The organism is Pontibacillus marinus BH030004 = DSM 16465 (assembly GCF_000425225.1).
In the GTDB taxonomy this organism is placed as follows: Bacteria; Bacillota; Bacilli; order Bacillales; family BH030062; genus Pontibacillus; species Pontibacillus marinus.
In genome coordinates, this window is the sequence record NZ_AULJ01000018.1 from 89,347 (window position 1) to 113,784 (window position 24,438).

Consider the following 24,438-nt stretch of genomic DNA (forward strand, 5'->3'; position numbering starts at 1 on the left):
TTGACGATGAGAATAGTTTTCAATTAAACTGTACGTAATAGTTGAGAATCTTTATCAATTAACGAAAGGTAGGAACTTACATATGCAATCTTCTTTTGTTGTAAAAAGATCTTTTCAGCATGGGGCGGACTGTTTCTGCACGGGTGAACAACATACCAACATCATTCAGTTACAAAAAGGAGATCGTTTTGAACTCACAAATGAAAGAAAATACGTAGAGCATTTAGGCTGGTATTTTCAAATCACCATTAACGAGTCCTATCACGTTTATATTCTTTTATCAGATTTACAAAAAATCTATGAACACAGCCTGATATGTTCCCTCTTAGACTTAGAATTAGAAATAAATTATTACGAATATAAAGTAGATCATGCCTTGGAAAACAAAGAGAAAGAGATATTTGATTACTACGTACAACAGTTAGAGAAGGCGAGATCCATACTATATAAACGAGCTGCAAAACAAATATAAAGGGAGGATGATTGGTTTATGGCAAACATTTTAATTGCATTTGCTAGCATGTCCGGAAACACCGAAGAAGTCGCTGACCACCTCAAAGTCGAGCTCGAAAAACAAGAGCACGAGGTGACATTAGAAGAAATGGACGAACTCATGCCAACTGAATTGCAAGATTATGACGCCATTCTTCTAGGTTCCTATACATGGGGAGATGGAGATCTACCTTATGAAGTAGAAGAATTTTATGAGGAAATGGAAGGTGTGGACTTAACAGGTAAACCAGCTGCTGCTTTTGGCTCAGGAGATACAAACTATCCAAAGTTTTGTGAAGCCGTTCATACGTTTGAAGAAAGACTACAAGAATGTGGAGCTAAGCTTTTACAGGATGGTTTTAAAATTGAGATGGCTCTAACAACCGATGAGGATTACGAACGTTGCACAGCTTTTGCTCTTGAGTTCTCTTCCAAGTTAAAAGAGTTACAACGTATTTCTGCATAGTAAAAGCCGAGGTGCTCCCTCGGCTTTTTAATGGTGTAGTGCGTGATTAATCGTTTGACTTAAAATCCCCATTACGTGTTCATCATCATTTGAGTAAAAAAGAGTGGTTCCTTCTCTACGATATTTCACTAGTCTCAAATTTTTCAGGAAACGTAACTGGTGTGATACTGTGGATTGTCTTAAGTTTAGTGTCTCAGCAATCTGATTAACGGATTGCTCTCTTGTGCAAAGTAAATGCAATATTCGGATACGTGTTGGATCTGAGAGAGCTTTAAAGGTTTGAGATACAACAAAAAGCGTTTCTTCATCAAGATCATTGATCTCATTTTCCACTGATTCATCTGACTTCATAATTTCCCTCTCCCCCTTTTTAATGATCATGTTCATGGTCTTGCGGATTTTCATCTATATGCTTACATGTAATCGAGCCATCATGAGGATGGTCTTCGTTTTCAAGTTGAACCGTCACGTGCCCAATGTCCTTATGCTGCAAGTCATGTTCAATGGTACGCAATAGATTTTGTGACTCATTAAAAGAAAGACCATTTTGCACAACAGCATGGCAAGACAACGCATTTTTCCCACTCGTGATACACCAAATGTGAAGGTCATGGATACTTTTGATTTCTGGTATGTTTTGAATCGTGTCAATAACCTCATCTACATCAATATTCTTAGGTGTACCTTCCATAAGAACGTGTATAGATTCTCGTACTACCCGTCCTCCGCTAATCATGATTAAAAAGGCTACGATGACACTAGCTAATGGATCAGCCCATCCCCAGCCTAAAAACATGATCAGTAATGCAGCAACGACAGCACCAACAGAGCCAAGAAGGTCTCCTAGCACATGCAGAAAAGCTGCTCGCAGGTTCAAGTTTTCTTCCGTATCGCCTCTTAATAAAATCCATGCCACTACAATATTCATGATCATGCCTAAAATCGCAATAATAAGCATTCCGGTCGATGCAACCTCAGGAGGGTTCACAAATCGTTTGTATGCCTCATAGAAAATGTAGAATGCAATGAGTACGAGCGTTACACCGTTAAATAAAGCGGCTAAAATCTCAAAGCGTTTATACCCATACGTTTTACTGTAGTTCGCTGCTTTTTCTCCTACAATAAATGCCAGCAACCCTACACCTAGTGAAACAGAATCACTCAACATGTGCCCCGCATCAGACAACAAAGCAAGACTATTGGTGATAAACCCACCTACTGCTTCAACGATCATATAAACTGTTGTAATAATAAAACTAATCATGAGTGCTTTTTTATTGGCTCCATGTGTATGATCATGGCCGTGGTCGTGATTATGTCCCATTCAAAATTCACCTCTTCATTACATATATGCACATGTATTCATATATTCATCTATAGGGACTTTAACATATCTTACCCGCAAATTAAAATGTTTAACCTGACATAGATGTCAAATCCCCATACCTAATATAGGTTTGTTACATATAGTGAATAAAAGACTTTTTCAGGGTTATATATGGAGGTGAGTAAGATTGCCTTTTAAGCTTTGTATCTTTCCTGGATATAAATATTGTGGTCCGGGTTGTAGTGGTCCTGGAGCACCAGTTAATGCGGTGGATGCAGCATGTAAAGCTCATGATGAGTGTTACCGACTATTTGGACCTTCTTGCCATTGTGATCAAATATTTTTAAGGAGATTATATCAACTTCAAAACCCCTATACCGAGGAAGGGCGACATGCAAGAGTACTCTATAACTATATGAAACTACAAATGTTGTTTACATGCTAATTCATAAGAAAAGCACAAGCGCCCGTTTAGCAACGAAGGGACTGGACTGAGCCCGTAGTACGATTAACCAAACTTGCTGATTGGCAAGCCGATAGGCGCAGACAGAAGCTTAGTTGCCGTGGTACTTTCACCTAGAAATTTTAACTACGTCGACTTTCTTCCTTGTTCAAATTTCATGTCACAAAGGTGTAAAGGAAACACGATGAACAAAGTGAATCGATGTTGACTTATCGTACGGAGGCGAGGGAAGTCCCTTCGTTGCTGGGCGCTGGAGCTAGACATTTAAGCGCTACAACTTATACTTTCTTTACTCATAAAAATAGCGCCAATCTGACTCTTAATCAGATTGGCGCTTTTCATATTCTTTACGATTTAGAAGTTAATATATCTAGCTGGGTTTACAGCATTACTTTTACTATAATTCCATGGCCCTTTGTGAAGTTCAAAGTGCAAGTGAGGTCCAGTAGAGTGACCAGTTGATCCCATATATCCTAGACGCTGACCTTGCTTAACAGATTGTCCATCTGAAACTTCACGGTTTTGCATGTGTGCATATACCGTCGTGTAAAGTTGTCCATTCACATAGTGAGTTAAAAACACTACATTTCCATAGCTGGAAGAATAATAGGATTTTAACACAGTACCAGCTGCAACAGCTCTAATTGGTGTAGAACCTCCGTACTTTCCAATATCAATACCATTGTGCATAGATCCCCAACGTGGACCATACCCAGAAGTTAACGGTCCATTTGCTGGGCTAATAAACCCACCAGAGTTCGTTGGTGTTGAAGAAGAATTATTCTTATTCTGGGACATTTGACGCTTCTTCTCTTCAGCACGGCGCTTAGCACGCTCAATCTCTTTTTGGATGGTGGATTGCTGACGATTTAGGATTGCTTCTTGTTCAGAAAGCTCCATCTTCTTCTTCTTCAGTTCTTTTTCTTCTACTTTAAGCTGTTTCATTAATTCTTGCTTCGCAGCTTTTTGTGCATCAAGATCTTTACGAAGCTGAACGAGGTCTGCTTTCTGCTGTTCAAGGCTTGCTTTACGTTGTTCTAGTTCTTGTTTCTTTTGTTCTACTTGTTTCTTCTTCTCTTCAAGTGACTTTTTCTCAGCCTGGTGCTTTTCCATGATCACTTTATCTTGGTCCATGATCTTCGTTACGGCTGTAGCACGGTTCAAAAAGTCTCCGAAGTTTTTCGCACCTAGAAGTACTTCTAGATAACTGATCTCTCCTCCATTCTTCTGAAGGTTTCTGAGACGATCTTTAAGTAATTCTTCACGTTTAGCGATTCGCTTTTTTAATTCCTCAATTTCTTTCTTAAGTTGAGCAATCTCTTCTTCTGTTTTCTTGATTTCCTGCTTTGTTTTATTAATCTCTTCTTGTTTTTGACGAATCTTTGTGTTTGTTTCCTCAACTTTTCTGTCGAGCTTTTGGATTAAGTTGTTGATTCGTCTTTGCTCTGCACGGTTCGCATTAATTTCAGATTGTGTTTGTTGCTTATTCTTCTTCGTTTGATCTGCTTTGTTATCTAAAGATTGATTTTTCTTTTTCAGTGCTTCGATTTCTCTTTTGATTTCCTCTAGTGTGTCGCTTGCCAGGGCTTTTTCTGAAGTTGAAACTAACGTTACTGAAAATACAAGTGTGAACACAAATAATACACCAATCAGCCTTTTCATTCGTCCCTTTTCCCCTTCCCTGTTAGAAAAATGTCAGTATATCAGTCTATTTGATAGAGTTTAAAGATGGGGAAAGTAGCTCAGCAAAGGCTTGTCTACTTTAAAATTGCTGAACTATTGTATGCCCCTTGATCTTTAAACCTTTAAGAATTTCCTTACGCTCATAACACTGCCCCAGATACCGATAAAGGCTCCGATGGCGAGTAGAATTCCTGCAATTTGCCAAGCAAATGGATTGAACGGTAGGAATTCAACAAATGGTAATTGAATCTGTGATCTAAGGTTGTTATAAAGGTAGTAGTAAGCTCCTACTGTTATTCCAATTGGAACGAGAGAACCTAATATACCTAATAACATTCCTTCAATAAAGAATGGCCAACGAATAAAGCTGTTGGTTGCCCCTACAAGCTTCATGATGCCGATTTCTTTGCTGCGGTTCATAATTGTAAGTTTAATTGTGTTGGATATGAGGAAAATAGCAGTAAAGACTAACCCTACTATGATCGCTAATCCAATATAACGTGCATACTTGGTGACTTTAAGAAGTTTCTCAACCACTTTTTCACCATAGGTTACGTTATCGATGTTTTTCATTTCTTTAATTTGATCTGCTACAACAGAAGTTTCTTTTGGATTTTCTGCTTTAACGACGAAAGCATCGTTCAGAGGATTTTCCTGTTCAAAAAGCGCCCAGGCTTTCCCTTCTTCTCCCATACTTTCTATTAAACTATTAAGCTCTTCTTCTTTTGGTGAAAAATTTACAGAAGCTACTTCAGGTATGCTTTCAATATTTTGTTCCATCGTATTGATCTGTTCTTCACTTGCTGTACGATCGACTAAAACTTTAATCTCTACATCTTGTTCAACATTAGTTGCAATTTGGTTTAAGTTCATCATAATTACAATGAACACACCGACAAGCAATAATGTCGTGGTAACGGCACCAACAGATGCTAACGTCATCCAACCGTTACGATAGATGTTCTTTCCACCTTCACGGACATGTCTTCCTACTGTTCTAAACTTCATAGCCGTATTCACCTCGTTCTTCATCACGGAATATACGACCATTTTCTACTGCAATAACACGCTTTTTAATGGTATTTACAATTTCTTTGCTGTGTGTAGCCATGATGATGGTAGTCCCTCTAGCGTTAATCTCTTCAAATATTCTCATGATCTCCCAAGAAGTCTCGGGGTCAAGGTTACCTGTTGGTTCATCTGCAATCATCATTTTCGGACGGTTTACAATCGCACGTGCAATCGATACCCTCTGCTGTTCCCCACCAGAAAGCTCGTCCGGAATATGCCTAGCCTTATTTTTCAGCTTTACTAGATCAAGCACTTCCATGACACGACGACGAATGTTTTTCGGAGACTCTTCTATAACTTCTAAAGCAAAAGCGATATTTTCATAGACTGTAAGCCTTGGTAAAAGCTTAAAATCCTGGAATACAACGCCAATATCACGGCGAAGATGCGGGACTTTTCGCTCTTTTAATTTATTTAACTGAATGCCATTAATAGCAATAGAACCTTTTGTTGGCTTTTCTTCACGAAACATCATACTAATTAATGTGGATTTTCCTGCACCACTTGGTCCAACGACATAGACAAACTCTCCTTGATCAATGGAGAGGTTAATCCCGTTTAAGGCGGTCACACCGTTGGGGTAAGTTTTGTACACGTCCTTCATCTCAATCATATACTAACCACCTATATCTATAGTTGTAGGTCTTCGCTGTTGTCAATTTTGACAAAAGAAGCGTGAATATGCAAATTACGACTCGTTTTCACGTCTTTACCATTATAACATCTTATTTCTGTTTGTTTAGACAAAAAATTATTACATTTTCTTTTCAAAATATCTGTAAAAGTGTTGATTTATGACAAAAGAATCAAACAATTGACCGTTTTCATTTATGATTATCTAAAAGACAATTAAAAAAGCCCAAACAATAGGTGTCAGACCTATCATTTGAGCTTTGTTTGACTTATGGATTCTTGTAAAAATAATACTTATTTCTTAGTAGCTAACCAAGCAGCAATCGTTTCTGCTTCTTCACCTGAAGCCATGTTGCCAGGCATTGCACCCTTACCATTTTTGATAATGTTTAAGATCTGATCCTTACTATACTGGGAACCGATCGTTTGAAGGTTCGGTCCATTGTTTCCGGATAGATCTGCACCGTGACAACCTGCACAGCTTTGCTTGAAGTACTTTTTCGCTTCAGAAGCATTCACGCCGCCAGCTGTTTCGCCGCCGCCATCACCTGTGTCACCATTGTCTCCAGTTTGTTCTTCTGTTTGATCTTCTCCACCGTTTTCAGTAGCGTCATCGGCACCGTTATCCCCACCGCCGCCACATGCGCCAAGTACAAGAGCAGAGCCAAACAATACGGCTAATAATTGCTTTTTCATTGTTAGTATCCCCCTAACTAGTGTTTAATTAAAAACGCTCAAGGATATTATAACCAACTTAGCCGTTTTTAAAACCCTCCCCTAGAACTTCTGCAGCGTCCATAGCTATGACAAACGCACTAGGATCAATCCTTTTGACGGTTTGTGTCAATTTGGTGAATTCGCTCTGTTCGACCACACACATAATAATATTTCGATCTTCATTGGTGTAACCACCGACACCATTTATAACTGTTGCACCTCGATCAATCTCATGAAATATACCCAATCTCACTTTCTCAACCTCTTGTGAAATAATCATGACATTTTTCGATCTGTTAAAACCGACTTGAACAACATCAATGGTACGACTTGTCGCAAACAGTCCAATTAATGCAAACAGACCTTTCTCTACATCAAAGACTATTGCTGCTGTAAGAACAATCATGCCATCAACCATAGCGATACATAATCCAAGCGGAATATGTGTGTATTTATGAATAATCTGAGCGAGAAGATCGACCCCACCAGTAGAAGCACGACCTCGGAACACGATACCTAAACCAAGACCCACACCCATACCACCAAAAATCGCAGCAAGAAGTGCATTTTCTGTAGCAGGTTCAATACCGCTTGTGATTTTTACAAAGAACGGAAGAGCAATCGTACCGACAAGTGATTTCATGCCGAAGTTTTTACCCAGTATGAGTACACCCGATATGAAAAGCGGGATGTTCAGCGCCCACTGGACATAAGCAGGATCCCAGTTAAATAGCCCTTTCAGGATCGTACTGATACCCGCTACGCCTCCAGATGCAATTTCATTCGGAAGTAAGAAAATATTAAATGCCGTCGCAACAAAAGCGGAACCAATAATCACGAACATATATTCAATTAAATGCCGTAGCCACGTAGGCATAGGCTCTCTTCGATAACGTTTCATCATCATAGAGATACACCTCATTCTTTCTCGGGAGTGTGCGGATGCTGGCTGTTGTAGAGGGACGCCTTTGATGTGCTGATTCTTGGGGTCGATGCTGGGGCCGGGCTGGCCGGGGCTTTGGTACGACGCAACACAAAAGCGCTAAAGCACCTTTACACTCTCTTGTTTTGATTGTTTACTTAGATGTCCAAATTCACTCATTTTAAAATTTGCATGTATAAAACACATAAAGTCCGTTATGGAGTATAGCACGGGAAGAAAATGGTGTAAATAACACTATGTTGCCGCGTTATTGTGGTGAAGTGGTGGGGTGTTGGTGGAGGGTGATTCCCGCTAGGGCGGGAATCTTATTATGTTTTATGATCATGGCCTGGGGCTTCCACACTAATTCTGGTGACTTCTTCACTTACTTGTACTACTCCCTCACTAATCTAGGGTGCTTCTTCACTTATTTGCACTACTTCCTCACTTATCTGCTACACTTCTTCACTTATTTGCACTACTTCCTCACTTATCTGGGACGCTTCTTCACTTATTCACACTACTTCCTCACTTTTCAGCTGCACTTCTTCACTTATTCACACTACTTCCTCACTCATTTGCTACTTTCCACATATGAGAGAAAATCCCTCACATTTTCAGGCGCATAATACTTTCGGCCACTTGTTTTCCCTGAATTGCGAAGGCCTAATTTGGATAGAAAGTGATAAGCTAACCTTTCTGAACACCCCAATAGGATTCTGCATTCACGATTTGTGATCGTATTTTTAAATAACAAAAAGTAATCTGCCAGAGCTTTAATGTGCGCTACACTAGAGCGATGACCACACTCCGAGCAATCCCAGCGTCTTCTAATATAAGTCATATGTAGATGACCACACTCAGGACATTGAACGCCCAACTTAACATCAGAAGGGTTGATTGAGTATTTCTTCAATAGATCTTGCTCTAAAGGAGTATCTGCTAAAATGATCTTATTTTTAATTAACTCTATATCAACTGGTTTTCGATTTTTATAAAGTTCGTTATTTTGTTGGATTTGGTCAACTGTATGGATAGAGTTCATTATAGGCCATGTTTGAGAGTGGTTTTTAGGAGGAGTAACAATTGTAGAAGGATTACAAATAGCAACCATTGGAATAACCGGGTAACCATGAATGCCTGCATTATGACGGAGCCATTCTTCTAGCTGTTTTTGTTGGCGTGTTACTTGTATTAATGGATCTTTCATGGTTTTCTTCTTTCCTCTTACTAGCTGTATAAAGGTCTCACTTTCTTCATCAAAAACGATGGTTCCAGCGTAATTTTTGGCTTCAATGATAAAAGCTGCGTAGGGAGATAAGACGAGGGTGTCGATTTGAAAGCATTTTCCGAAGACTTGGAGGCGAACATCATGGAGGATTTGATAGGAGCGGTAAGGTAAAAAGCGGAGGTCATAATCGAGTAACAATTCCCCATTGTAACCAGACCACATCATACTTAAATCATCTTCAATCTGTTTCCTTTTCGGATGGAGATGACTTAACCTTCTTAAGAGAGCTTCTAACTGAAGAATGAGTAAAGGTACTATTCTTTTTTTCGCATTCAATGTACTCACACCTTTTAAAATATTTTTATAAAAAGAGAGTAGCTTAAAAACTACTCTCTTAATTCATCTTCGAACGCAAGAACGCATTGATAAATGGATTGATGTCACCATCCATAACGCTCTGGACGTTACCGATTTCTACATTTGTGCGATGATCTTTTACCATAGAATATGGGTGGAAGACGTAAGAACGGATTTGACTTCCCCATCCGATTTCTTTTTGTTCACCGCGGATCTCGTCTAGTTCTTGTTGTTGGCGTTCGATTTCGAGTTGATAAAGTTTGGACTTTAACATTTTCATCGCTTGTTCGCGGTTTTTGATCTGGGAACGTTCGGACTGACAGGTTACGACTGTCTTCGTTGGTGTGTGTGTGATACGAACGGCAGAGTCTGTTGTGTTGACGTGCTGTCCACCTGCACCACTTGCACGGTACGTATCAATTTTTAAGTCTTCGTTCCGTATATCAATTTCAACTTCATCATTGAATTCAGGCATAACTTCACATGATGCAAAAGAAGTGTGACGGCGTCCGGATGAATCAAACGGTGAGATTCGTACCAAACGGTGAACACCTTTTTCAGCTTTCAAGTAGCCATAGGCATTATGACCTTGGATGTTCAACGTAACACTTTTAACCCCGGCTTCGTCACCTGGAAGATAATCCATTGTTTCCACTTTGAAGCCTTTTTCCTCAGCCCAACGCGTGTACATACGAAGAAGCATGCTAGCCCAGTCTTGTGACTCAGTACCTCCAGCGCCTGGGTGAAGTTCAAGGATTGCGTTGTGCTTATCATAAGGTTCGCTTAATAGCATCTGTAACTCGAATGCATTCAAGTCCTCAGCTAATTGTTTTACTTCTCCTTCAAGCTCTGCGTGAAGTTCTTCATCGACCTCTTCTTTTACCAGCTCGTAGGATACTTCTAGGTTTTCATGTGTTTCCTCGTGACGTTCCAATGTATGAACGAGCTCTTTAAGGCCATTCACTTCATTAATGACTTTTTGAGCGTTTTCTTGATCGTCCCAAAAAGCGGGGTCACTCATTTGTTCCTCTAGCTCAGCAATGCGAGCTTTCTTCGTATCGAGGTCAAAGAGACCCCCTGAAGTCCGCTAAACGTGTAGCCATATTATCTAAATCATGTCGGATATCAATTAAATCCATGATGTATCACCTCATCAAAATTTTAGAGAACAGACGAAGACACTCTCCTCTTCAGAGAGTGCCTCGGTCTATGATGTCTAGCTTCAGCGCCCAGCGACTAGTGTACTTGGGGCCACACGACGTGGGTCAGATCGGCTTTGTCACAGGATGTGACGTACTTAGTCGATCTTCCTTTATTGTACTGCGGCTCAGTCCAGTACATACGTCGCTAACCGGGCGCTTCCGCTTTTCTACTTACCACAACAGTGCTTATATTTTTTGCCGCTTCCGCATGGGCAAGGTTCATTGCGCCCTACTGCGTTGTTGTTTCGTACTGGGCGGCGTTTCTTTTCTTTTTGGTTTTCTTGATCATCACCAGAAACAGCTGTTGCGCCTTTGGCAACTTCTTGACGCTGCAGGTTATCGCGGATTTGAGCTTTCATGACGTATTTTGAAACTTCTTCTTCAATCGTCGCGATCATTTGCTCAAACATTGCGAAGCCTTCCATCTGATATTCACGTAGAGGGTCGGTCTGACCGTACGCACGAAGGTGAATACCCTGACGAAGCTGGTCCATTTGGTCGATGTGGTCCATCCATTTCGTATCAACTGTACGAAGAAGGATAACCTTTTCGAACTCACGCATTTGCTCATCTGTAAGTTCTTCTTCTTTTTCATCGTATTTCTTCTTCGTTTTTTCAAGAATGACTTCTACGATTTCTTCTTGGACTTTGCCTTTTAGTTCACTTACTTCAATGTCGCCTTCATCAAGAAGGTTTCCTTTCAAGTAGTCAACTAACGCATCAAGATCCCAGTTCTCATCAAGTTCGTCATTTGTATGACTCTGAACCTGACGTTCAACCGTAGACTTCATCATTTCTTCGATAATCTCACGAAGGTTATCGGATTCAAGGACTTCGTTACGCTGCTTGTAAATAACCTCACGTTGCTGACGAAGGACATCGTCATATGCAAGTAATGTCTTACGAGCATCGAAGTTATTACCTTCAACACGTTTTTGCGCTGATTCAACAGCTCTTGAAACCATCTTACTTTCAATTGGCTGAGAATCATCCATGCCGAGACGATCCATCATTGAACGCATATTATCTGATCCGAAACGACGCATTAATTCGTCATCCATGGATAGATAGAATTGCGATACACCTGGATCTCCCTGACGACCAGAACGTCCACGTAGCTGGTTATCAATACGACGAGATTCGTGACGCTCTGTACCGATAACAGCAAGACCACCAAGATCTTTAACACCGTCGCCAAGCTTGATGTCTGTACCACGACCGGCCATGTTTGTCGCGATCGTAACAGCACCTTTTTCACCAGCATTCTCAATGATTTCCGCTTCACGGAAGTGGTTCTTCGCGTTTAGGACATTGTGTGGTACACCGGCTTTTTTCAGATACTGCGAGATAAGCTCTGACGTTTCAACCGCTACCGTACCAACAAGGACAGGCTGACCGCGTGTGTAACGCTCTTTAATGTCTTCAACAAGTGCTTTGAACTTCGCATCCACTGACTTATAGATCATGTCTGCTTTATCATCACGAACGATTGGTTTATTCGTCGGAATTACCACAACGTTCATATTGTAAATGTTACGGAACTCTTCTTCTTCCGTTTTTGCTGTACCGGTCATACCGGATAGTTTCTCATACATACGGAAGAAGTTCTGGAACGTAATTGTTGCTAGAGTCTGGCTTTCGTTACGGATTTGAAGCCCTTCTTTTGCTTCAATTGCCTGGTGAAGCCCATCACTGTAGCTACGTCCCTTCATTAAACGACCTGTAAATTGGTCAACGATGACTACTTCAGCATCTTGAACAACGTAATCTTGGTCACGAATCATAGACGTATGAGCTTTTAACGCCTGGTTGATATGGTGAGTTAGCGTCACATTGTTTAAGTCGAATAGGTTTTCAATATTGAAAAAGCGCTCTGCTTTGTTGATTCCTTCTTCAGTCAGTTGAACGCCTTTTGTTTTTTCATCGTACGTGTAATCCTCTTCTTGCTTTAATGTTCTTACATACTGATCTGCTTGCTGATACATCGTTGCTGACTTTTGAGCAGAACCAGAGATGATTAACGGGGTACGCGCTTCATCAATCAAAATGGAGTCGACCTCGTCAATGATGGCAAAAGGAAGAGGACGTTGTACCATTTCTTCTTTATACAAAACCATGTTGTCACGAAGGTAGTCGAAACCAAACTCGTTGTTCGTTCCGTACGTGATATCCGCATCATACGCTTCACGCTTCTCTTCTTTTGACATCCCATTTAAGTTCAGGCCAACCGTAAGGCCTAGGAAATTATAAAGCTTGCCCATTTCCTCTGCGTCACGACTAGCTAAGTAATCGTTAACCGTGATAATGTGCACGCCTTTTCCAGTTAAAGCGTTTAGATAAGCAGGCATTGTAGATGCAAGTGTTTTACCTTCACCCGTTTTCATCTCAGCAATATTACCTTCATGAAGGGCAATCGCACCGCTTAGCTGAACTGGGAATGGTCGCATTTCCAGAACACGCTTCGAAGCTTCACGAACAATCGCATAAGCTTCAGGCAAAATATGATCAAGGCTTTCTCCGTCTTGGATACGACCTTTGAACTCTTCTGTTTTTTCTTGAATTTGTTCATTTGTAAGTTTCTCGTATTCAGGTTCTAACGATTCGATCTGATCGACAACTTTTTGAACTTGTTTCAGTTGACGTGAATTCTCATCGCCAAAAACTTTTTTGATTAAAGCACGCATGTATAACGCTCCCCTATTTATAGAAATCCGTTATTTCAAATAGATTGATCCAACCATAATCATAACACTAGTCCTAGTCCCATGACAACTGGAGTCTCCTTGTATAGGACAGTCCTCCCAGATGGTATTAAAACTATGATATAAGATAAAAGAAAAGCGTGCAAATATGTAAAAAGATGAACAGACTGGGGATAGCCTGCTCATCAAATGAGGCGTATTGCGAGGCTGCTAGAGGAGTGAAGAGGAAACATAACGGAGACTTAGCAAATGAGGTTATGATGGTTGTAATTTAACTGGTGCTCCAATTGAGATATACGACGATCCAGCTCTGTTGCGTTCCGGTTTGTTACCGCAACGATTTCAACTAATTGAGCGATATACTCTTCTTGTCTTTTCACTTTGAAACGAAGATCCTTACACGTATCACATTTGCTTTCTTTCATTAAATACGCCTCCTTTCAAGATAAGTTATTTATATCATGGAAACCTTTTGGAAGGCGAATTACCAAAAATGAAATTTTGAGAGCATGAAAAGCGTCATAAAGGGATTTTGCTTTGCAGAAAATGAAAATTAGAGGGTTGTGGCGGAAAAATAGTGCGATTTTCATAATGGAGGAGATTTTTTTATGAATGGCCTTCCTAAAACTTTCACATACTATACTGACCAAATCTTAGGAGGGTTAGAATGCGGACAAACAACTACTTTGCAGCGCTTGTTTTCTTCACAATATTGGGTATTGTGACTTCAACTGTTTTAAACAGTGTAATCTTGACTCAAGTTGCTGCTATCAAAGATAAACTACAAAACCAAGGCGGCGATGGTAGATCGCGGCAATAAGGTTACATACAACCTAAAAAAGAGCTCCTGTGAAAAGGAGCTCTTTCATTATGAATTTTTTTAGCTTGGCTCAATAATGCCGTAACGACCATCTCGGCGTCGATAAACAACGCTTGTGTCATTCGTTTCGACGTTTGTGAAAACGAAGAAGCTATGGCCTAACATGTCCATTTGTAAGATCGCTTCCTCAGAATCCATTGGTTTCAAATCAAATCGCTTGTTTCTAACAATTTCAATGTCATTGTCACTATAAGGATCTGCCTTTTCAGCGTTTTCTTTTTCTAACTCAGCAAACACATATTTCGGTGCACCTTGTTGACGGAATTTGCGATTCACCTTGGTTTTGTGCTTACGAATTTGACGCTCTAGCTTTTCTACCACAAGGTCAATGGCAGCGTATAAGTCCACGTGCTGTTCCTCAGCACGGAGCAAAAGATTTGGCATTGGAATAGTTACCTCAATTTGCTGCTCATCATTATAGACACTTAAATTAACATGTACTTCTGAAGATGGTTCCTCATCAAAGTAACGCCCCAGTTTACCTATTTTTCTTTCCACATATTCCTTAATAGCTGACGTTACCTCAATATTTTCACCACGAATGTTGTACTTCATAGAAGTGTCCTCCTTTCATCCTTATGTATTACCTATTCTACCACAAGGATCGAAACGCTTCTATTATTTTTCTGACTTTTTAGAAGATTCAGTGTCGAAACTTGTAGGCAGCTAAGGATAAGGATGGTTTATTTGAAAGAAATACCCTGCATTACTGAAGGATAAACAAGAAAATTCTTCTGTTTATCAAAGTATTCCTTTCACTTATATTGTACACCTAATCTATGCGGGAATGCTCATGATATGATTGAATATTTAGTGAAAATTTATATTTCGATTAACATAAAGAAAACTTGCCGATTGGCAAGCCTTTTAAGGCGCAGACAGAGGCTTAGTTGCTCTTATACTTCATACTTTCAAAATTTTAACTACGTCGAACTTCTCCATTGCTAAAATTTTATGCTTCTTAACGTGTAAAAACCCGCTCCTCTAATATACAGAGGGAACGGGATAGATTAATGAGATACATATGGTTTTAAGAGCTCATGCATGGAATAACGCCAGCTTTCGAAAGTTGGCACTACACGATTGTTTAATAGACTATAACGTCCGTCTACAGTGTTCAGTTCAAACCATTCTGTCATCATATTAACGATGTCTTGAAAGTCTTCCATAAGTGGCTTGATCTGTTCAGGTTTTTCAAGAATTGCAGCTAACTGCTGGTTACCCTGATTAAGTTGCTGCATAGCTTGAACGATATCAGCAAAAACCTGATCGACTTGTGGCGGTGCTTCTTCTTTAATATTTTCTTCTAAGTATTCAAATCCTTCACTCATCGTTTGTAAAAGATGATCATACTGCTTTAAGAAATGCATTTGTTCTTCTGTTAGTTGAGACAATAGATCACCTCTATTTCTTCTGATCCATAAACATACCATCGTAATTACTCACATTTTGATAAGGATTAGTATATTTCTGGTTAGAAGATTTTTGTTTTTTGGTTCGTGCTATATCCATTTTCACTTGTTTCATTAAAGCATTCGTTCTTTCTTGAACGTACTGATCCATATGTACAATCTCCTTACCCAACTGCTTTTCTTCTTCAGAGTAAGGACCTTGAATGTCTTGTAAAAGCACTTCTCGCTTGTCTAACAAGTCATTTACTTTTTCTATGATTTCTTCTCGATCTTCAGTTTTTGGCTCCTCTTGTATAAGCTCATATAACTGTGATGTCACTTCGTGAAGTTTTTGAACCTGACTCATTAGGCATTGCCACCAGAACCGAACTTTTGCTGACGCGTTTGCTTCACAACTTCTTTCCATGTATCACGGAAATCCGTAACAAGCTCAGCCGCTTCATCTAACATCGCAGTGTCGTTGTGAAGGTTCGCTTCCATTAGTTTGCGATTGATATAGTCATATAAAGGCATAATCTCTTCTGTGATTTTATACTCTGGATTCATGGTTACCATGAGTTCTTGAATGATTTTTTGAGCTTTTTGGATGTTTGTGTTTTTCAACTCATAGTTCGACTCTTCTATACCTTTTTTAGCTAATCGAATAAACTTTAAGCATCCATTATAAAGCATTAGTGTTAATTCACCTGGTGACGCTGTTTCTACTGAGTTATTTTGATACGCTTGATAAGCTTGAGTAGACATACGTTTCACTCCCCTTTATCTCTTTATCCAAATTGTTGCATCATATAATTAGACTGAGAGTTCATCTTCTGAATGGCTTTCTCCATTTGCGTGAACTGACTCCAATAGCGGTCTTCGATTTGCGTTAGACGATCTTCAAATTGATTGATTTCATCATCTAAATCGTTTAGTTGACGACCAAGCATAAAAGAACTGTTCGTACTAGTCGTTTTACCTGCTTTATTTTCGATAGAGTCCATAGCGTTTTTGAGTGTCTCATCTATTTTTCTAGCTATCCCTTTTTGATCACCCGTACCATCACTTGCAAACAGTTTATGAACATCTCCAGGATTATCTGTAAGAGCCTGACGCAGTTTATCCTCATCAATTAGTAGTTTTCCACCATCTCGGTAGTTTGGAGAAGTTGTAATCCCAATCTCAGACAATTGGTTGAACTCTCCACCTGTTTGTACAGTGTCATACCACTGACTACGCATATCAAAAAGAGTTCCTCGAATGATAGAGTCGCTTCGCAATAGCCCACTTTTGGCTTTTTCGTTCCATAGTTCAATTTCTTTTTCTTCCATAGATTCTTTCTGCTTCTCTGTTAAAGGATTATAGTCTCTATAACGTTTTTCATTAACCTGTTCATTAGCGGATTCGATTACTTTGTTATATTTATCCACGAACTTTGTAATTTTTTCTAATGCTGAATCTACGTCGTTATTAACGGAAATTGTGGCATTTTGTTGTGTTGTATTTTTGAATTCAAAAGTAATGCCATTTAGTGTGTAATTATTATCATGTGAATTGATTGTTAAAGCATTGTTGTAAGTGAATTGTGCATCTGTTCCACCTTGTTCTGCCTTAACCCAACTACCATCTGCTTTTTGCTTTGCGTTCCATACACCTAGTGTATTTGTTAAAAACTTAGCGGTAGTACCATCAAATCCAATTTCAGCTCCCCTGAAGCGAGTAGAATCCGTGTTAAAATCACCTGTTTGAGTACGCTCCATTACGACTTTATCAGCTTGTTTATCATAAAAAGCTCGAACGCCTAGGTCAGAATCGTTAATCTTTTTGAAAACATCATTGAGTGACATTGAACTATCAATCTGGAACGTTTTCGAATTAACGGTTCCATCTTCATTATAGGTTTCAATAGTAAAATCATCTAAGTTAAGTGCATTTGCAAACTTACTTTCTTGAGAACTTAAACTTTTAGTAGGATCGATCTTATCTCCTGAATCAGCTGAAACCGGTGCGCGACTCGTATTAATCGCTGCAGTCGCAAGTTGGTCAACTTGAATATTATAACTTCCATTACTAGATGAAGCAGTTGCAGTTGCGGTAACAGCACTTTCATTCGTGGAAGAAGTTGTTTTACTATTAAATGTTCTTTCAAGCTTCATATCAAAAGCCATGTTTTTAAGTTCAAAAAACTTTTTGTTCATGTCACGATAAGCATCGCGTTGCCATGTAGTCCAAGTTTTTTCTTGTTCCATTTTATTTAGAGGCATGCGCTCTGCCTTCATTAAGTCACCAACAATTTTGTCGATATCCATTCCTGAGGCTAATCCGCCTATACGCATATCACTGCTCATATCCACTCACCACCTATACTTTCTCGTCTACAATAAATCCCATAAACTCTGCCATAGATGCATAGATATCTAATAGCTTCTTAGGAGGGATTTCCTTTATAACTTCATCTGTTTCTGGATTTATAACAGATACATAGTATTCATCTAGCTTATCATGAAACTGAAATTTCAGTTCCGTTCTCGTAGGTCCTAAAAATTCGTTCATACTTTCTACAATTTTTTTGGCTTCGTCTTTATCTATTTCTTTGGTCGCTAATGCTACCTCTTCAGACGAAGCTTCTAAGTTTTGTTGTTCAGATCCCTTTTCTGCATATGATGTTGTATTCTCGATGCGCTCAGCCCTTTGCAGGAGTTGGGATCCAGATAAGATTTTCCCCACATCCATCGCTAGCCAACTCCTCCTCACATCTTTCTTATTATATCGGATTTAGGTGGTGAGACCTTAAGGTTTTATGATAGAAAAAAGGCCCACGAATGTGGACCTTTTTAAATATCGATAGATTAACGTAGTAATTGAAGTACACCTTGCGGCTGTTGATTCGCCTTAGCAAGCATTGCTTGAGAAGCTTGTGCAAGGATACTTTGTTTTGTTTGGTTCATCATTTCTTTGGCCATCGTGCCACAATCACTCTCATGATTGACCAGACTATATCTTCACCCTCTAGCTATTCTAGTAGGGGTCGGGCACTTCGGAAAGCTCTACTTTCCTACGGATTTCATCACCCAGACAGTGGTTTATCCTAGTCGTTGAACCTTCTCCATCCTTTCGGAACAGGAGCTTGGCTGCTGATTGCCCAATCCTTTAATTTTTCTAGCGTTTACGTTTGCCGTTTCCGGCTTCGCTGTCGCATCAAAGGCTCTAAGGGGTTCCCAGCAATTCACCCGATCGTAATCCTAACCGTTTCCCGTTAGGACGACTGTGCTTCATGTCCGCTATGCGGCAGAAGCATAATCAACGTCGCGGATTCGAGATTCCGCTGCTGTTAGGTTTTCAGAAGATGTACCTAAGTTATTAATAGTGTGATCTAGACGGTTTTGATATGCACCTAATTTAGAACGTTCACCTGATACATTTTCTATTGCTGCATCAAGTTTAGTAATCGCTGCTGAAGCATTTTTGTGAGTTGAAACATCTAACGCAGCTTCTACACTAGCACTACTTGTACCATCTGAAACTGTATCAGTACCTGTAAAACCATTTGTTCCTGCTGCAGCAGTAATTCCTAATGCATTTGCACGCATGTCCCCAACATCTACTATTAAGCTTTGGTTTTCATTTGCACCGATTTGGAGGTTTACACCACCATTTGTTGTAGTAACACCAGTATAGGATACGGTAGTACCATCACCAGCCGTTCCGTTAGCTGTTGAAGTAACCGTTACACTATTAGTACTTGATGTGATTGTTACTCCAGAAACCACTCCATTATCTTCTAGTGAGGCAATATCTGTAGCAATTTGTGTAGTATTTTTCGCAGCACCACCCGAAGTGTCATAGACATCAATTAATTCACTTGTACTAACACCTAAATCTGATGCTGCAGCAGATGCGTCTGCATAATTTCCATTATTACTATCCCAAAACGCAACTGTAGTACCATTAATATCTAATGTATCTCCTTCAGAAGGAGCAGTTGTAACGGTAAATGTATCACTTGATTTTGTTTCATCTACTCCACCAGATAGAGTTGTTCCTCCTGAAATATCTGCGCCAGATGGTCCAGTTACACCAGTACCATCTGTAGGAGCTGTAACAGATATAGAATTTCCTGCTGTTCCAGCAGTAGATGCTGAAACTGTTACTACATTACCAGTTGCACTCAAATCAACGCCATTTGTACCAAGCGAACCACCATTTAAAGATGCAATTGCATTTGCTACAGCATTATCATCTGCAAGACCATTTAAGTCAATGCTATAGTCAGTTGCTTGGTCTGCACTACCACTGGAGCTGTCATAAAACTCAATAGTTTTGCCATCAATTGTAAGAATTTCATCTTCTGCTAAATTAGCCTTAGTAATTTCAAGAGTAGTTGAAGCTTTTACAGCATCAACACCACCAGATGTATTAGAAACACCAGTGATATTAGTAGCTTGTGTTGTTGTTGAAGATTTGTCACCATTAATTAATTTTTGAGTGTTAAACTCAGTTGTATTACCAATTCTATTAATCTCTGAAGTTAATTGGTTCATTTCTTTTTGAATTTCACCACGGTCTTCAGTCGTATTAGTATCATTGGAAGCTTGAGTAGCAAGTTCACGCATACGTTGAAGGATAGAATGTGTTTCATTCAATGCTCCTTCAGCCGTTTGAATCATAGAAATACCATCTTGGGCATTTGTTTGAGCTTGTTCCAAGCCACGAATTTGACCACGCATTTTCTCTGAAATTGCTAGGCCTGCTGCATCATCAGAAGCACTATTAATACGGAGACCTGATGATAGTTTTTGCATTGATGCTGAGTTTGCTTGATTTGCTGAGCCTAACTGACGATACGTATTTAATGCCGCAATATTGTGATTAATTCTCATAATAAAATTCCTCCCTGGAATATGTTTTAGTAGGTGAACGTCCATTTTCACCTCATATATATTGAACAAGCGTAAGAGTGGGCCCTACTCTTACACCTGAATCAAACTCATAAAAAATGACGAGTTTGAAAAAGAGACCGAATTTTGCATCCTTGCAGTCTCTTTCCTCAAACTCGTCCGTGAGTTTACTTAGAAAATTTAATCATTTGATTGTTCGTATAGTTCTCCTCGAGTAATACTAATTTCTCTCGGAGCATCAATTGCTAAACGAAGATGTCCGTCCTCGCTTTTTACTACCTTAACCGTAATTTTGTCATCAATAACTACAGATTCCCCTGGCTTTCGACCAATCACTAACATAAATAGGTCTCCCTTCATGCAACTTAATACCTATTAAAGTCTCAAAAAAGAGATGAGTTAATAAACCTACGATTAATTCAAAATTATGAACTAACATTAGGTTTAGTAACTCATCCTTGAGTTTATTATGTACACCTTGAAATTCTCTTCCTTGAGAACATAGGTTATTATTTTTATTGGAGAAGTGGTTAACTTTTCCTTCTACTATTATATCGGATTATGTACCTATATGTTTAGTAAAAATATGAAAAAAACTTAAAAAATACCATTATTTTTATATAAAAAAGAGCTACTGAATTCATAGTCATACTATGAAACAGTAACTCTTCCTTGAGTATTACGAGAATACTCGTCCATGAGCATTCTAAGAAATATTAACGTAGTAACTGAAGTACACCTTGTGGCTGTTGGTTCGCCTTAGCAAGCATAGACTGAGATGCTTGTGCAAGGATGTTTTGCTTCGTTTGGTTCATCATTTCTTTGGCCATATCTACGTCGCGGATTCGTGATTCCGCTGCTGTTAGGTTTTCAGAAGAAGTTCCTAAGTTATTGATTGAGTGTTCCATTCGGTTTTGGAATGCACCAAGTTTAGAACGTTCTGCTGATACTTGCTCAATTGCATCGTTAATAACTGTAACAGAATTTTCAGCACCCTGTTGAGATGAAATGTCAACAGAAGAAAGAGATAATGAACCTACTGACATTTCATTAATATCAACCTTCATTGTTTGACCTTGGTTAGCACCAATTTGGAATACTGCTGAATGATTTGTACTTTCATCTTGTGCATCTTGAACTTCTGAGAAGTTACTGAAGTGGTTGTTAAAAGATTCATTTCCATCAATAGAAAGACTCAGATTCTGCAGATCATTTGACTCTCCATCTTTACCATTAACCTGAAGTTCACCTTCAGATGTAATGCTAACACTATCCGTGTCTAATCCAAATGCCGTTTCGATTGAAGAAGTTAAGTCATTAAGCGAAGTGTTTGCTGTTACAGAAAGAGTTGCTTCTGAAATTGCTTTACCATTAATTTGACCATTAATTCTAACTGTGTCACCATCTTTAACACCCAAACTGTCTCCATCTTCATTCCCGAGAGAAGTTAATGTACCTGTTTGAGCACCATCAGTTACACCCAATTGACCAAGTCCTGCATTTCCTTCTGTCATTTCAAAAGTATCACCCTTGGTATCTGCATTAAATTCAAGACTCTCACCATCTTCACTAACCGCAGCAGTAATACCTACTCCCGCAGCATCTAATGCATTGTTCACTTCAGTATTTAACGCATCAATTGATGTATAATCACCTGCAGTTAATGTTACAGTTGTTGCAGAATTACCGTTTAATGAAACATTAAATTGATCATTTGAACCGGCCGCAATACTGTATGAATCGTGAGAAACTGTACTTGCAGCAGTTGCACTACCTGCATCAGCCACGACTAAATCACTAGAAATCCCTAAATCAGATGCTGCATTCCCAGAGGTTTTTATCGTAAATCCAGTTGCATCACCACTGCCATCTCCATCAGTGAATTCCAAGCTACCACTAGTATCAGAAACAGATAAGTCACCGAGATTTGCACTTCCAGTTAATTGGGTGTTGATTTCTGAAACTAATTCAGACTGAGTATATGTTCCAGCTGTTAAAGTGATATCTTCTGTACTTCCAGAGCCTCCATACTCAATAGTTAAGGTGTCATTACTTCCACTTTGAATATTTATTGCATTCTCACCTGGGTCACCTGATAAACTATTTTTAAAGTCTACATTGGCTGATTCAAGTACATCTCCTTGTGCCTTTTGCACACTTTGAAGATCACCATTTAAAAGTTTTTTAGTGTTAAATTCAGTAGTATTTGAAATACGGTCAATTTCTTCTTTTAATTGAGAAACCTCTTTTTGAAGTTCTGCACGGTCAGCGTCAGTTGCAGTATCGTTTGCACCTTGAACTGATAATTCACGCATACGCTGCAGAATAGAGTGTGTTTCATTTAAAGCACCTTCTGCAGTTTGAATCATAGAGATACCATCTTGAGCGTTACGTTCAGCCTGCTCTAGACCACGAATCTGACCACGCATCTTCTCAGAAATTGCAAGACCTGCTGCATCGTCTCCTGCACGGTTAATACGAAGACCAGAAGATAGTTTCTCCATTGACTGTTGGTTAGCATTGTTAGCCTGGGAAAGCTGGCGGTGAGTATTCAACGCCGCTATGTTGTGATTAATTCTCATAGTAAAAGATTCCTCCTTGAATTTTGAGCCTCACGTCCTTGTGAGACTTAGTAAGTAATTTTTACGAAAAGGTCTAAAGTCGGCCGCCTTTAGGTCCTTTGACGTTACATTTCTTATATCGGATTAACTTTTACAAGGTTTAATCTTTTTTAGCATTTTTTAATAGATTGATGACATCCTTCGACATTGCGCTTGCTTCTTGGTTCTCTTCTTGGATCTTTAAATAGATTTCTTTTCGATATACGTCTAGTGAACGCGGAGCTTCAATTCCGATCTTCACTTGATCTCCTTCAACCGCAACAACTTTAATCTCAATATCATCACCAAGCTGAATCGATTCATTTAATTTACGATTAAGGATTAACATCCGAATCACCATCTTTCTGTGATGACACTAAAGGATGTTTCGTTTCATAATCCGTGTCCATTAAGATTAATTGCTTCGCCTTATTCTTCTTCACATTCAAAATAATTGGCGCTTGAAGATTTGCTGTAGAGTCTGCAAAAGAGTCTCTCAACGTTAATACAGATAGAACCACTACATCACTTTCATCTTCAATATGTAATAACTCTTGAGTACTCTTATCTACATGAAATTCATACTCCGTGAAAAATAAGTAAGGATTCGTAACAATCAATGCCACTTCCTCACTCTTGGTGGATTGTAAAGAATGATAGATTTCTTCCTCATCAATAGCTAACAGTACAAATTCATCTTCTTGCTCGAAACCTGGTAATCCGTTAGGAAACTTAATAATACTTTCTGGATTTATTTCCATCTCTCCGAAAAATTTTGTTTTAATATTCATAGTTCACCACTTCTTTATATCGATATTTCAAAGCCTTGTGTGCCAACATATTTTAATCCTACAAAATCCACATCCACATTTGAATACTGCTTAACCTGAGTAGAGACATCCCCTCTTTGATACTGGAATTGAGGTTTCCTAGGGGTGGTCTGGATAATAGGGTCATTCTGCTTCACATTGATATCCGCTCGACCTGGTTCATAACTCAGGGATACTAGATCATAAACCGGCATTCCACCTGGCTTATAAGTGAAATCCCACCCTGCATTCCGTTTAGCTTGAGATGCAATAGGGTTTCCGCCATTTTCGATCCGCATCAGTTCATCACCTTCTTGAGACATCTTCGCTAAATTCTCAAGGAACTTTTGATTTGCATGCTGAGCAGTATCTCGAGTTCGTTCAAATACATTTTTCAGTCCTAAGTTACTCCAAGCATTAGATTGATCAATCGTTAATTTAGGAGAGTGCTGTTTAATAGATACGTCAGCCTGTGGTTGTTCTATACGTACATCTGCCTTTTGTTGATTCATAGTCAATTTAGCATTTTGTATATTTAGTCCAGTTTTGGCTTGTTGTGTATTCAATCTTATTTGAGGAAAATCCACAGGCTAA

At 39.2% G+C, this 24,438-nt stretch carries 28 protein-coding genes; 4 read left to right on the forward strand and 24 right to left on the reverse strand.

The genetic code is table 11. The features are described 5' to 3' along the window. Nucleotides 1-82: 82 nt before the first annotated feature. Together H514_RS0104415 and H514_RS0104420 are read left to right on the forward strand one after the other, a co-directional pair. Nucleotides 83-472, forward strand: coding sequence for a hypothetical protein (locus H514_RS0104415; RefSeq protein ID WP_027445870.1), 390 nt, complete (start codon nucleotides 83-85; stop codon nucleotides 470-472). Between the two features lie 18 nt (nucleotides 473-490). After that, nucleotides 491-958 carry a flavodoxin gene (locus H514_RS0104420; RefSeq protein ID WP_027445871.1) on the forward strand — a complete coding sequence of 156 codons (468 nt, stop codon included), beginning with the start codon at nucleotides 491-493 and terminating at the stop codon, nucleotides 956-958. Nucleotides 959-985: 27 nt separating this feature from the next. Here H514_RS0104420 and H514_RS0104425 read toward each other — a convergent pair whose 3' ends face one another. After that, nucleotides 986-1,309, reverse strand: coding sequence for an ArsR/SmtB family transcription factor (locus H514_RS0104425; protein WP_027445872.1), 324 nt, complete (start codon nucleotides 1,307-1,309; stop codon nucleotides 986-988). Nucleotides 1,310-1,328: 19 nt separating this feature from the next. Then, nucleotides 1,329-2,282: a cation diffusion facilitator family transporter gene (locus H514_RS0104430; protein WP_027445873.1), complete on the reverse strand. Its 954-nt coding sequence runs from the start codon at nucleotides 2,280-2,282 to the stop codon at nucleotides 1,329-1,331. Nucleotides 2,283-2,472: 190 nt separating this feature from the next. Here H514_RS0104430 and H514_RS24225 point away from each other — a divergent pair, with 190 nt between their 5' ends. Further along, complete coding sequence (locus tag H514_RS24225) at nucleotides 2,473-2,730, forward strand: phospholipase (RefSeq protein WP_081672926.1); 258 nt, start codon at nucleotides 2,473-2,475, stop codon at nucleotides 2,728-2,730. Between the two features lie 372 nt (nucleotides 2,731-3,102). On the opposite strand, the gene H514_RS0104435 is transcribed toward H514_RS24225, so the two are convergent. The 9 genes from H514_RS0104435 to H514_RS0104475 all read right to left on the reverse strand — a co-directional run bounded on the left by H514_RS0104435 (nucleotide 3,103) and on the right by H514_RS0104475 (nucleotide 13,691). Beyond that, nucleotides 3,103-4,410: a murein hydrolase activator EnvC family protein gene (locus H514_RS0104435; RefSeq protein ID WP_027445874.1), complete on the reverse strand. Its 1,308-nt coding sequence runs from the start codon at nucleotides 4,408-4,410 to the stop codon at nucleotides 3,103-3,105. A gap of 135 nt (nucleotides 4,411-4,545) precedes the next feature. Next, nucleotides 4,546-5,439: a permease-like cell division protein FtsX gene (ftsX, locus tag H514_RS0104440; protein ID WP_027445875.1), complete on the reverse strand. Its 894-nt coding sequence runs from the start codon at nucleotides 5,437-5,439 to the stop codon at nucleotides 4,546-4,548. Then, complete coding sequence (ftsE, locus tag H514_RS0104445; protein WP_027445876.1) at nucleotides 5,429-6,115, reverse strand: cell division ATP-binding protein FtsE; 687 nt, start codon at nucleotides 6,113-6,115, stop codon at nucleotides 5,429-5,431. Before ftsE ends, ftsX begins: the two co-directional genes overlap by 11 nt. A gap of 314 nt (nucleotides 6,116-6,429) precedes the next feature. Beyond that, nucleotides 6,430-6,831, reverse strand: coding sequence for a cytochrome c551 (cccB, locus tag H514_RS0104450; protein ID WP_027445877.1), 402 nt, complete (start codon nucleotides 6,829-6,831; stop codon nucleotides 6,430-6,432). Between the two features lie 58 nt (nucleotides 6,832-6,889). Further along, complete coding sequence (locus H514_RS0104455; protein WP_027445878.1) at nucleotides 6,890-7,753, reverse strand: YitT family protein; 864 nt, start codon at nucleotides 7,751-7,753, stop codon at nucleotides 6,890-6,892. 595 nt (nucleotides 7,754-8,348) lie between these two features. After that, complete coding sequence (locus tag H514_RS22480; RefSeq protein ID WP_051255027.1) at nucleotides 8,349-9,341, reverse strand: NERD domain-containing protein; 993 nt, start codon at nucleotides 9,339-9,341, stop codon at nucleotides 8,349-8,351. 58 nt (nucleotides 9,342-9,399) lie between these two features. Further along, nucleotides 9,400-10,501, reverse strand: a protein-coding gene (gene prfB / locus H514_RS0104465) for a peptide chain release factor 2 (protein ID WP_154657320.1) whose coding sequence is annotated in 2 segments (ribosomal slippage) — nucleotides 9,400-10,428 and nucleotides 10,430-10,501 — 1,101 coding nt in all. Because the reading frame shifts where the segments join, the coding sequence is not laid out codon by codon here. Nucleotides 10,502-10,731: 230 nt separating this feature from the next. Continuing rightward, nucleotides 10,732-13,248 (reverse strand): preprotein translocase subunit SecA, encoded by a 2,517-nt coding sequence (secA, locus tag H514_RS0104470; protein WP_027445880.1) that lies wholly within the window; start codon nucleotides 13,246-13,248, stop codon nucleotides 10,732-10,734. A 260-nt stretch (nucleotides 13,249-13,508) separates the two neighbouring features. Then, entirely contained in the window at nucleotides 13,509-13,691 is a 183-nt protein-coding gene (locus tag H514_RS0104475; RefSeq protein ID WP_027445881.1) for a hypothetical protein, read from the reverse strand. 242 nt (nucleotides 13,692-13,933) lie between these two features. On the opposite strand from H514_RS0104475, the gene H514_RS24555 reads away from it, so the two are divergent. After that, nucleotides 13,934-14,086: a hypothetical protein gene (locus H514_RS24555; RefSeq protein WP_154657321.1), complete on the forward strand. Its 153-nt coding sequence runs from the start codon at nucleotides 13,934-13,936 to the stop codon at nucleotides 14,084-14,086. Nucleotides 14,087-14,146: 60 nt separating this feature from the next. Here the strand turns inward: H514_RS24555 and hpf are convergent, their stop codons facing one another. The 13 genes from hpf to H514_RS0104545 form a co-directional block, all read right to left on the reverse strand. Continuing rightward, nucleotides 14,147-14,701: a ribosome hibernation-promoting factor, HPF/YfiA family gene (hpf, locus tag H514_RS0104485; protein ID WP_027445882.1), complete on the reverse strand. Its 555-nt coding sequence runs from the start codon at nucleotides 14,699-14,701 to the stop codon at nucleotides 14,147-14,149. A 455-nt stretch (nucleotides 14,702-15,156) separates the two neighbouring features. Next, the gene (locus H514_RS22485; RefSeq protein WP_036842300.1) at nucleotides 15,157-15,540 is read right to left on the reverse strand and encodes a hypothetical protein; all 384 of its coding nucleotides are present in this window, start codon (nucleotides 15,538-15,540) and stop codon (nucleotides 15,157-15,159) included. A gap of 10 nt (nucleotides 15,541-15,550) precedes the next feature. Next, the gene (locus H514_RS0104495) at nucleotides 15,551-15,904 is read right to left on the reverse strand and encodes a flagellar protein FliT (protein ID WP_027445883.1); all 354 of its coding nucleotides are present in this window, start codon (nucleotides 15,902-15,904) and stop codon (nucleotides 15,551-15,553) included. After that, nucleotides 15,904-16,302 (reverse strand): flagellar export chaperone FliS, encoded by a 399-nt coding sequence (gene fliS, locus H514_RS0104500; RefSeq protein WP_027445884.1) that lies wholly within the window; start codon nucleotides 16,300-16,302, stop codon nucleotides 15,904-15,906. The genes H514_RS0104495 and fliS overlap by 1 nt, the downstream gene beginning before the upstream one ends. A 23-nt stretch (nucleotides 16,303-16,325) precedes the next feature. Continuing rightward, complete coding sequence (locus tag H514_RS0104505; RefSeq protein ID WP_027445885.1) at nucleotides 16,326-17,885, reverse strand: flagellar hook-associated protein 2; 1,560 nt, start codon at nucleotides 17,883-17,885, stop codon at nucleotides 16,326-16,328. Nucleotides 17,886-17,898: 13 nt separating this feature from the next. Beyond that, nucleotides 17,899-18,270, reverse strand: a complete 372-nt coding sequence (gene flaG / locus H514_RS0104510) for a flagellar protein FlaG (RefSeq protein ID WP_027445886.1) — start codon at nucleotides 18,268-18,270, stop codon at nucleotides 17,899-17,901. Between the two features lie 116 nt (nucleotides 18,271-18,386). Next, nucleotides 18,387-18,500, reverse strand: coding sequence for a flagellin (locus H514_RS24230; RefSeq protein ID WP_081672927.1), 114 nt, complete (start codon nucleotides 18,498-18,500; stop codon nucleotides 18,387-18,389). A gap of 318 nt (nucleotides 18,501-18,818) precedes the next feature. Further along, nucleotides 18,819-20,417, reverse strand: coding sequence for a flagellin N-terminal helical domain-containing protein (locus tag H514_RS25355; RefSeq protein WP_027445887.1), 1,599 nt, complete (start codon nucleotides 20,415-20,417; stop codon nucleotides 18,819-18,821). Nucleotides 20,418-20,615: 198 nt separating this feature from the next. Further along, entirely contained in the window at nucleotides 20,616-20,777 is a 162-nt protein-coding gene (locus H514_RS0104525; protein WP_027445888.1) for a carbon storage regulator, read from the reverse strand. Nucleotides 20,778-21,151: 374 nt separating this feature from the next. Further along, nucleotides 21,152-23,017, reverse strand: coding sequence for a flagellin N-terminal helical domain-containing protein (locus tag H514_RS25360; protein ID WP_027445889.1), 1,866 nt, complete (start codon nucleotides 23,015-23,017; stop codon nucleotides 21,152-21,154). 139 nt (nucleotides 23,018-23,156) lie between these two features. Continuing rightward, nucleotides 23,157-23,384: a carbon storage regulator CsrA gene (csrA, locus tag H514_RS0104535; protein ID WP_027445890.1), complete on the reverse strand. Its 228-nt coding sequence runs from the start codon at nucleotides 23,382-23,384 to the stop codon at nucleotides 23,157-23,159. Then, complete coding sequence (gene fliW, locus H514_RS0104540; RefSeq protein WP_027445891.1) at nucleotides 23,371-23,826, reverse strand: flagellar assembly protein FliW; 456 nt, start codon at nucleotides 23,824-23,826, stop codon at nucleotides 23,371-23,373. The genes csrA and fliW overlap by 14 nt, the downstream gene beginning before the upstream one ends. Before the next feature lie 14 nt (nucleotides 23,827-23,840). Continuing rightward, nucleotides 23,841-24,431: a DUF6470 family protein gene (locus tag H514_RS0104545; protein ID WP_027445892.1), complete on the reverse strand. Its 591-nt coding sequence runs from the start codon at nucleotides 24,429-24,431 to the stop codon at nucleotides 23,841-23,843. Nucleotides 24,432-24,438 lie beyond the last annotated feature (7 nt).

Coding starts and splice junctions, on each gene's coding strand:
- fliS (WP_027445884.1), bottom strand. CDS start 16,302: ATGTCTACTCAAGCTTATCAAGCGTATCAAAATAACTCAGTAGAAACA.
- flaG (WP_027445886.1), bottom strand. CDS start 18,270: ATGGATGTGGGGAAAATCTTATCTGGATCCCAACTCCTGCAAAGGGCT.
- H514_RS0104430 (WP_027445873.1), bottom strand. CDS start 2,282: ATGGGACATAATCACGACCACGGCCATGATCATACACATGGAGCCAAT.
- hpf (WP_027445882.1), bottom strand. CDS start 14,701: ATGAAGTACAACATTCGTGGTGAAAATATTGAGGTAACGTCAGCTATT.
- H514_RS0104415 (WP_027445870.1), top strand. CDS start 83: ATGCAATCTTCTTTTGTTGTAAAAAGATCTTTTCAGCATGGGGCGGAC.
- H514_RS0104455 (WP_027445878.1), bottom strand. CDS start 7,753: ATGAAACGTTATCGAAGAGAGCCTATGCCTACGTGGCTACGGCATTTA.
- csrA (WP_027445890.1), bottom strand. CDS start 23,384: ATGTTAATCCTTAATCGTAAATTAAATGAATCGATTCAGCTTGGTGAT.
- H514_RS0104495 (WP_027445883.1), bottom strand. CDS start 15,904: ATGAGTCAGGTTCAAAAACTTCACGAAGTGACATCACAGTTATATGAG.
- ftsE (WP_027445876.1), bottom strand. CDS start 6,115: ATGATTGAGATGAAGGACGTGTACAAAACTTACCCCAACGGTGTGACC.
- cccB (WP_027445877.1), bottom strand. CDS start 6,831: ATGAAAAAGCAATTATTAGCCGTATTGTTTGGCTCTGCTCTTGTACTT.
- fliW (WP_027445891.1), bottom strand. CDS start 23,826: ATGAATATTAAAACAAAATTTTTCGGAGAGATGGAAATAAATCCAGAA.
- ftsX (WP_027445875.1), bottom strand. CDS start 5,439: ATGAAGTTTAGAACAGTAGGAAGACATGTCCGTGAAGGTGGAAAGAAC.
- H514_RS0104420 (WP_027445871.1), top strand. CDS start 491: ATGGCAAACATTTTAATTGCATTTGCTAGCATGTCCGGAAACACCGAA.
- H514_RS24555 (WP_154657321.1), top strand. CDS start 13,934: ATGCGGACAAACAACTACTTTGCAGCGCTTGTTTTCTTCACAATATTG.
- H514_RS0104475 (WP_027445881.1), bottom strand. CDS start 13,691: ATGAAAGAAAGCAAATGTGATACGTGTAAGGATCTTCGTTTCAAAGTG.
- H514_RS0104425 (WP_027445872.1), bottom strand. CDS start 1,309: ATGAAGTCAGATGAATCAGTGGAAAATGAGATCAATGATCTTGATGAA.
- secA (WP_027445880.1), bottom strand. CDS start 13,248: ATGCGTGCTTTAATCAAAAAAGTTTTTGGCGATGAGAATTCACGTCAA.
- H514_RS0104525 (WP_027445888.1), bottom strand. CDS start 20,777: ATGTTAGTGATTGGTCGAAAGCCAGGGGAATCTGTAGTTATTGATGAC.
- H514_RS0104435 (WP_027445874.1), bottom strand. CDS start 4,410: ATGAAAAGGCTGATTGGTGTATTATTTGTGTTCACACTTGTATTTTCA.
- H514_RS25360 (WP_027445889.1), bottom strand. CDS start 23,017: ATGAGAATTAATCACAACATAGCGGCGTTGAATACTCACCGCCAGCTT.
- H514_RS0104505 (WP_027445885.1), bottom strand. CDS start 17,885: ATGAGCAGTGATATGCGTATAGGCGGATTAGCCTCAGGAATGGATATC.
- H514_RS25355 (WP_027445887.1), bottom strand. CDS start 20,417: ATGAGAATTAATCACAATATTGCGGCATTAAATACGTATCGTCAGTTA.
- H514_RS24230 (WP_081672927.1), bottom strand. CDS start 18,500: ATGGCCAAAGAAATGATGAACCAAACAAAACAAAGTATCCTTGCACAA.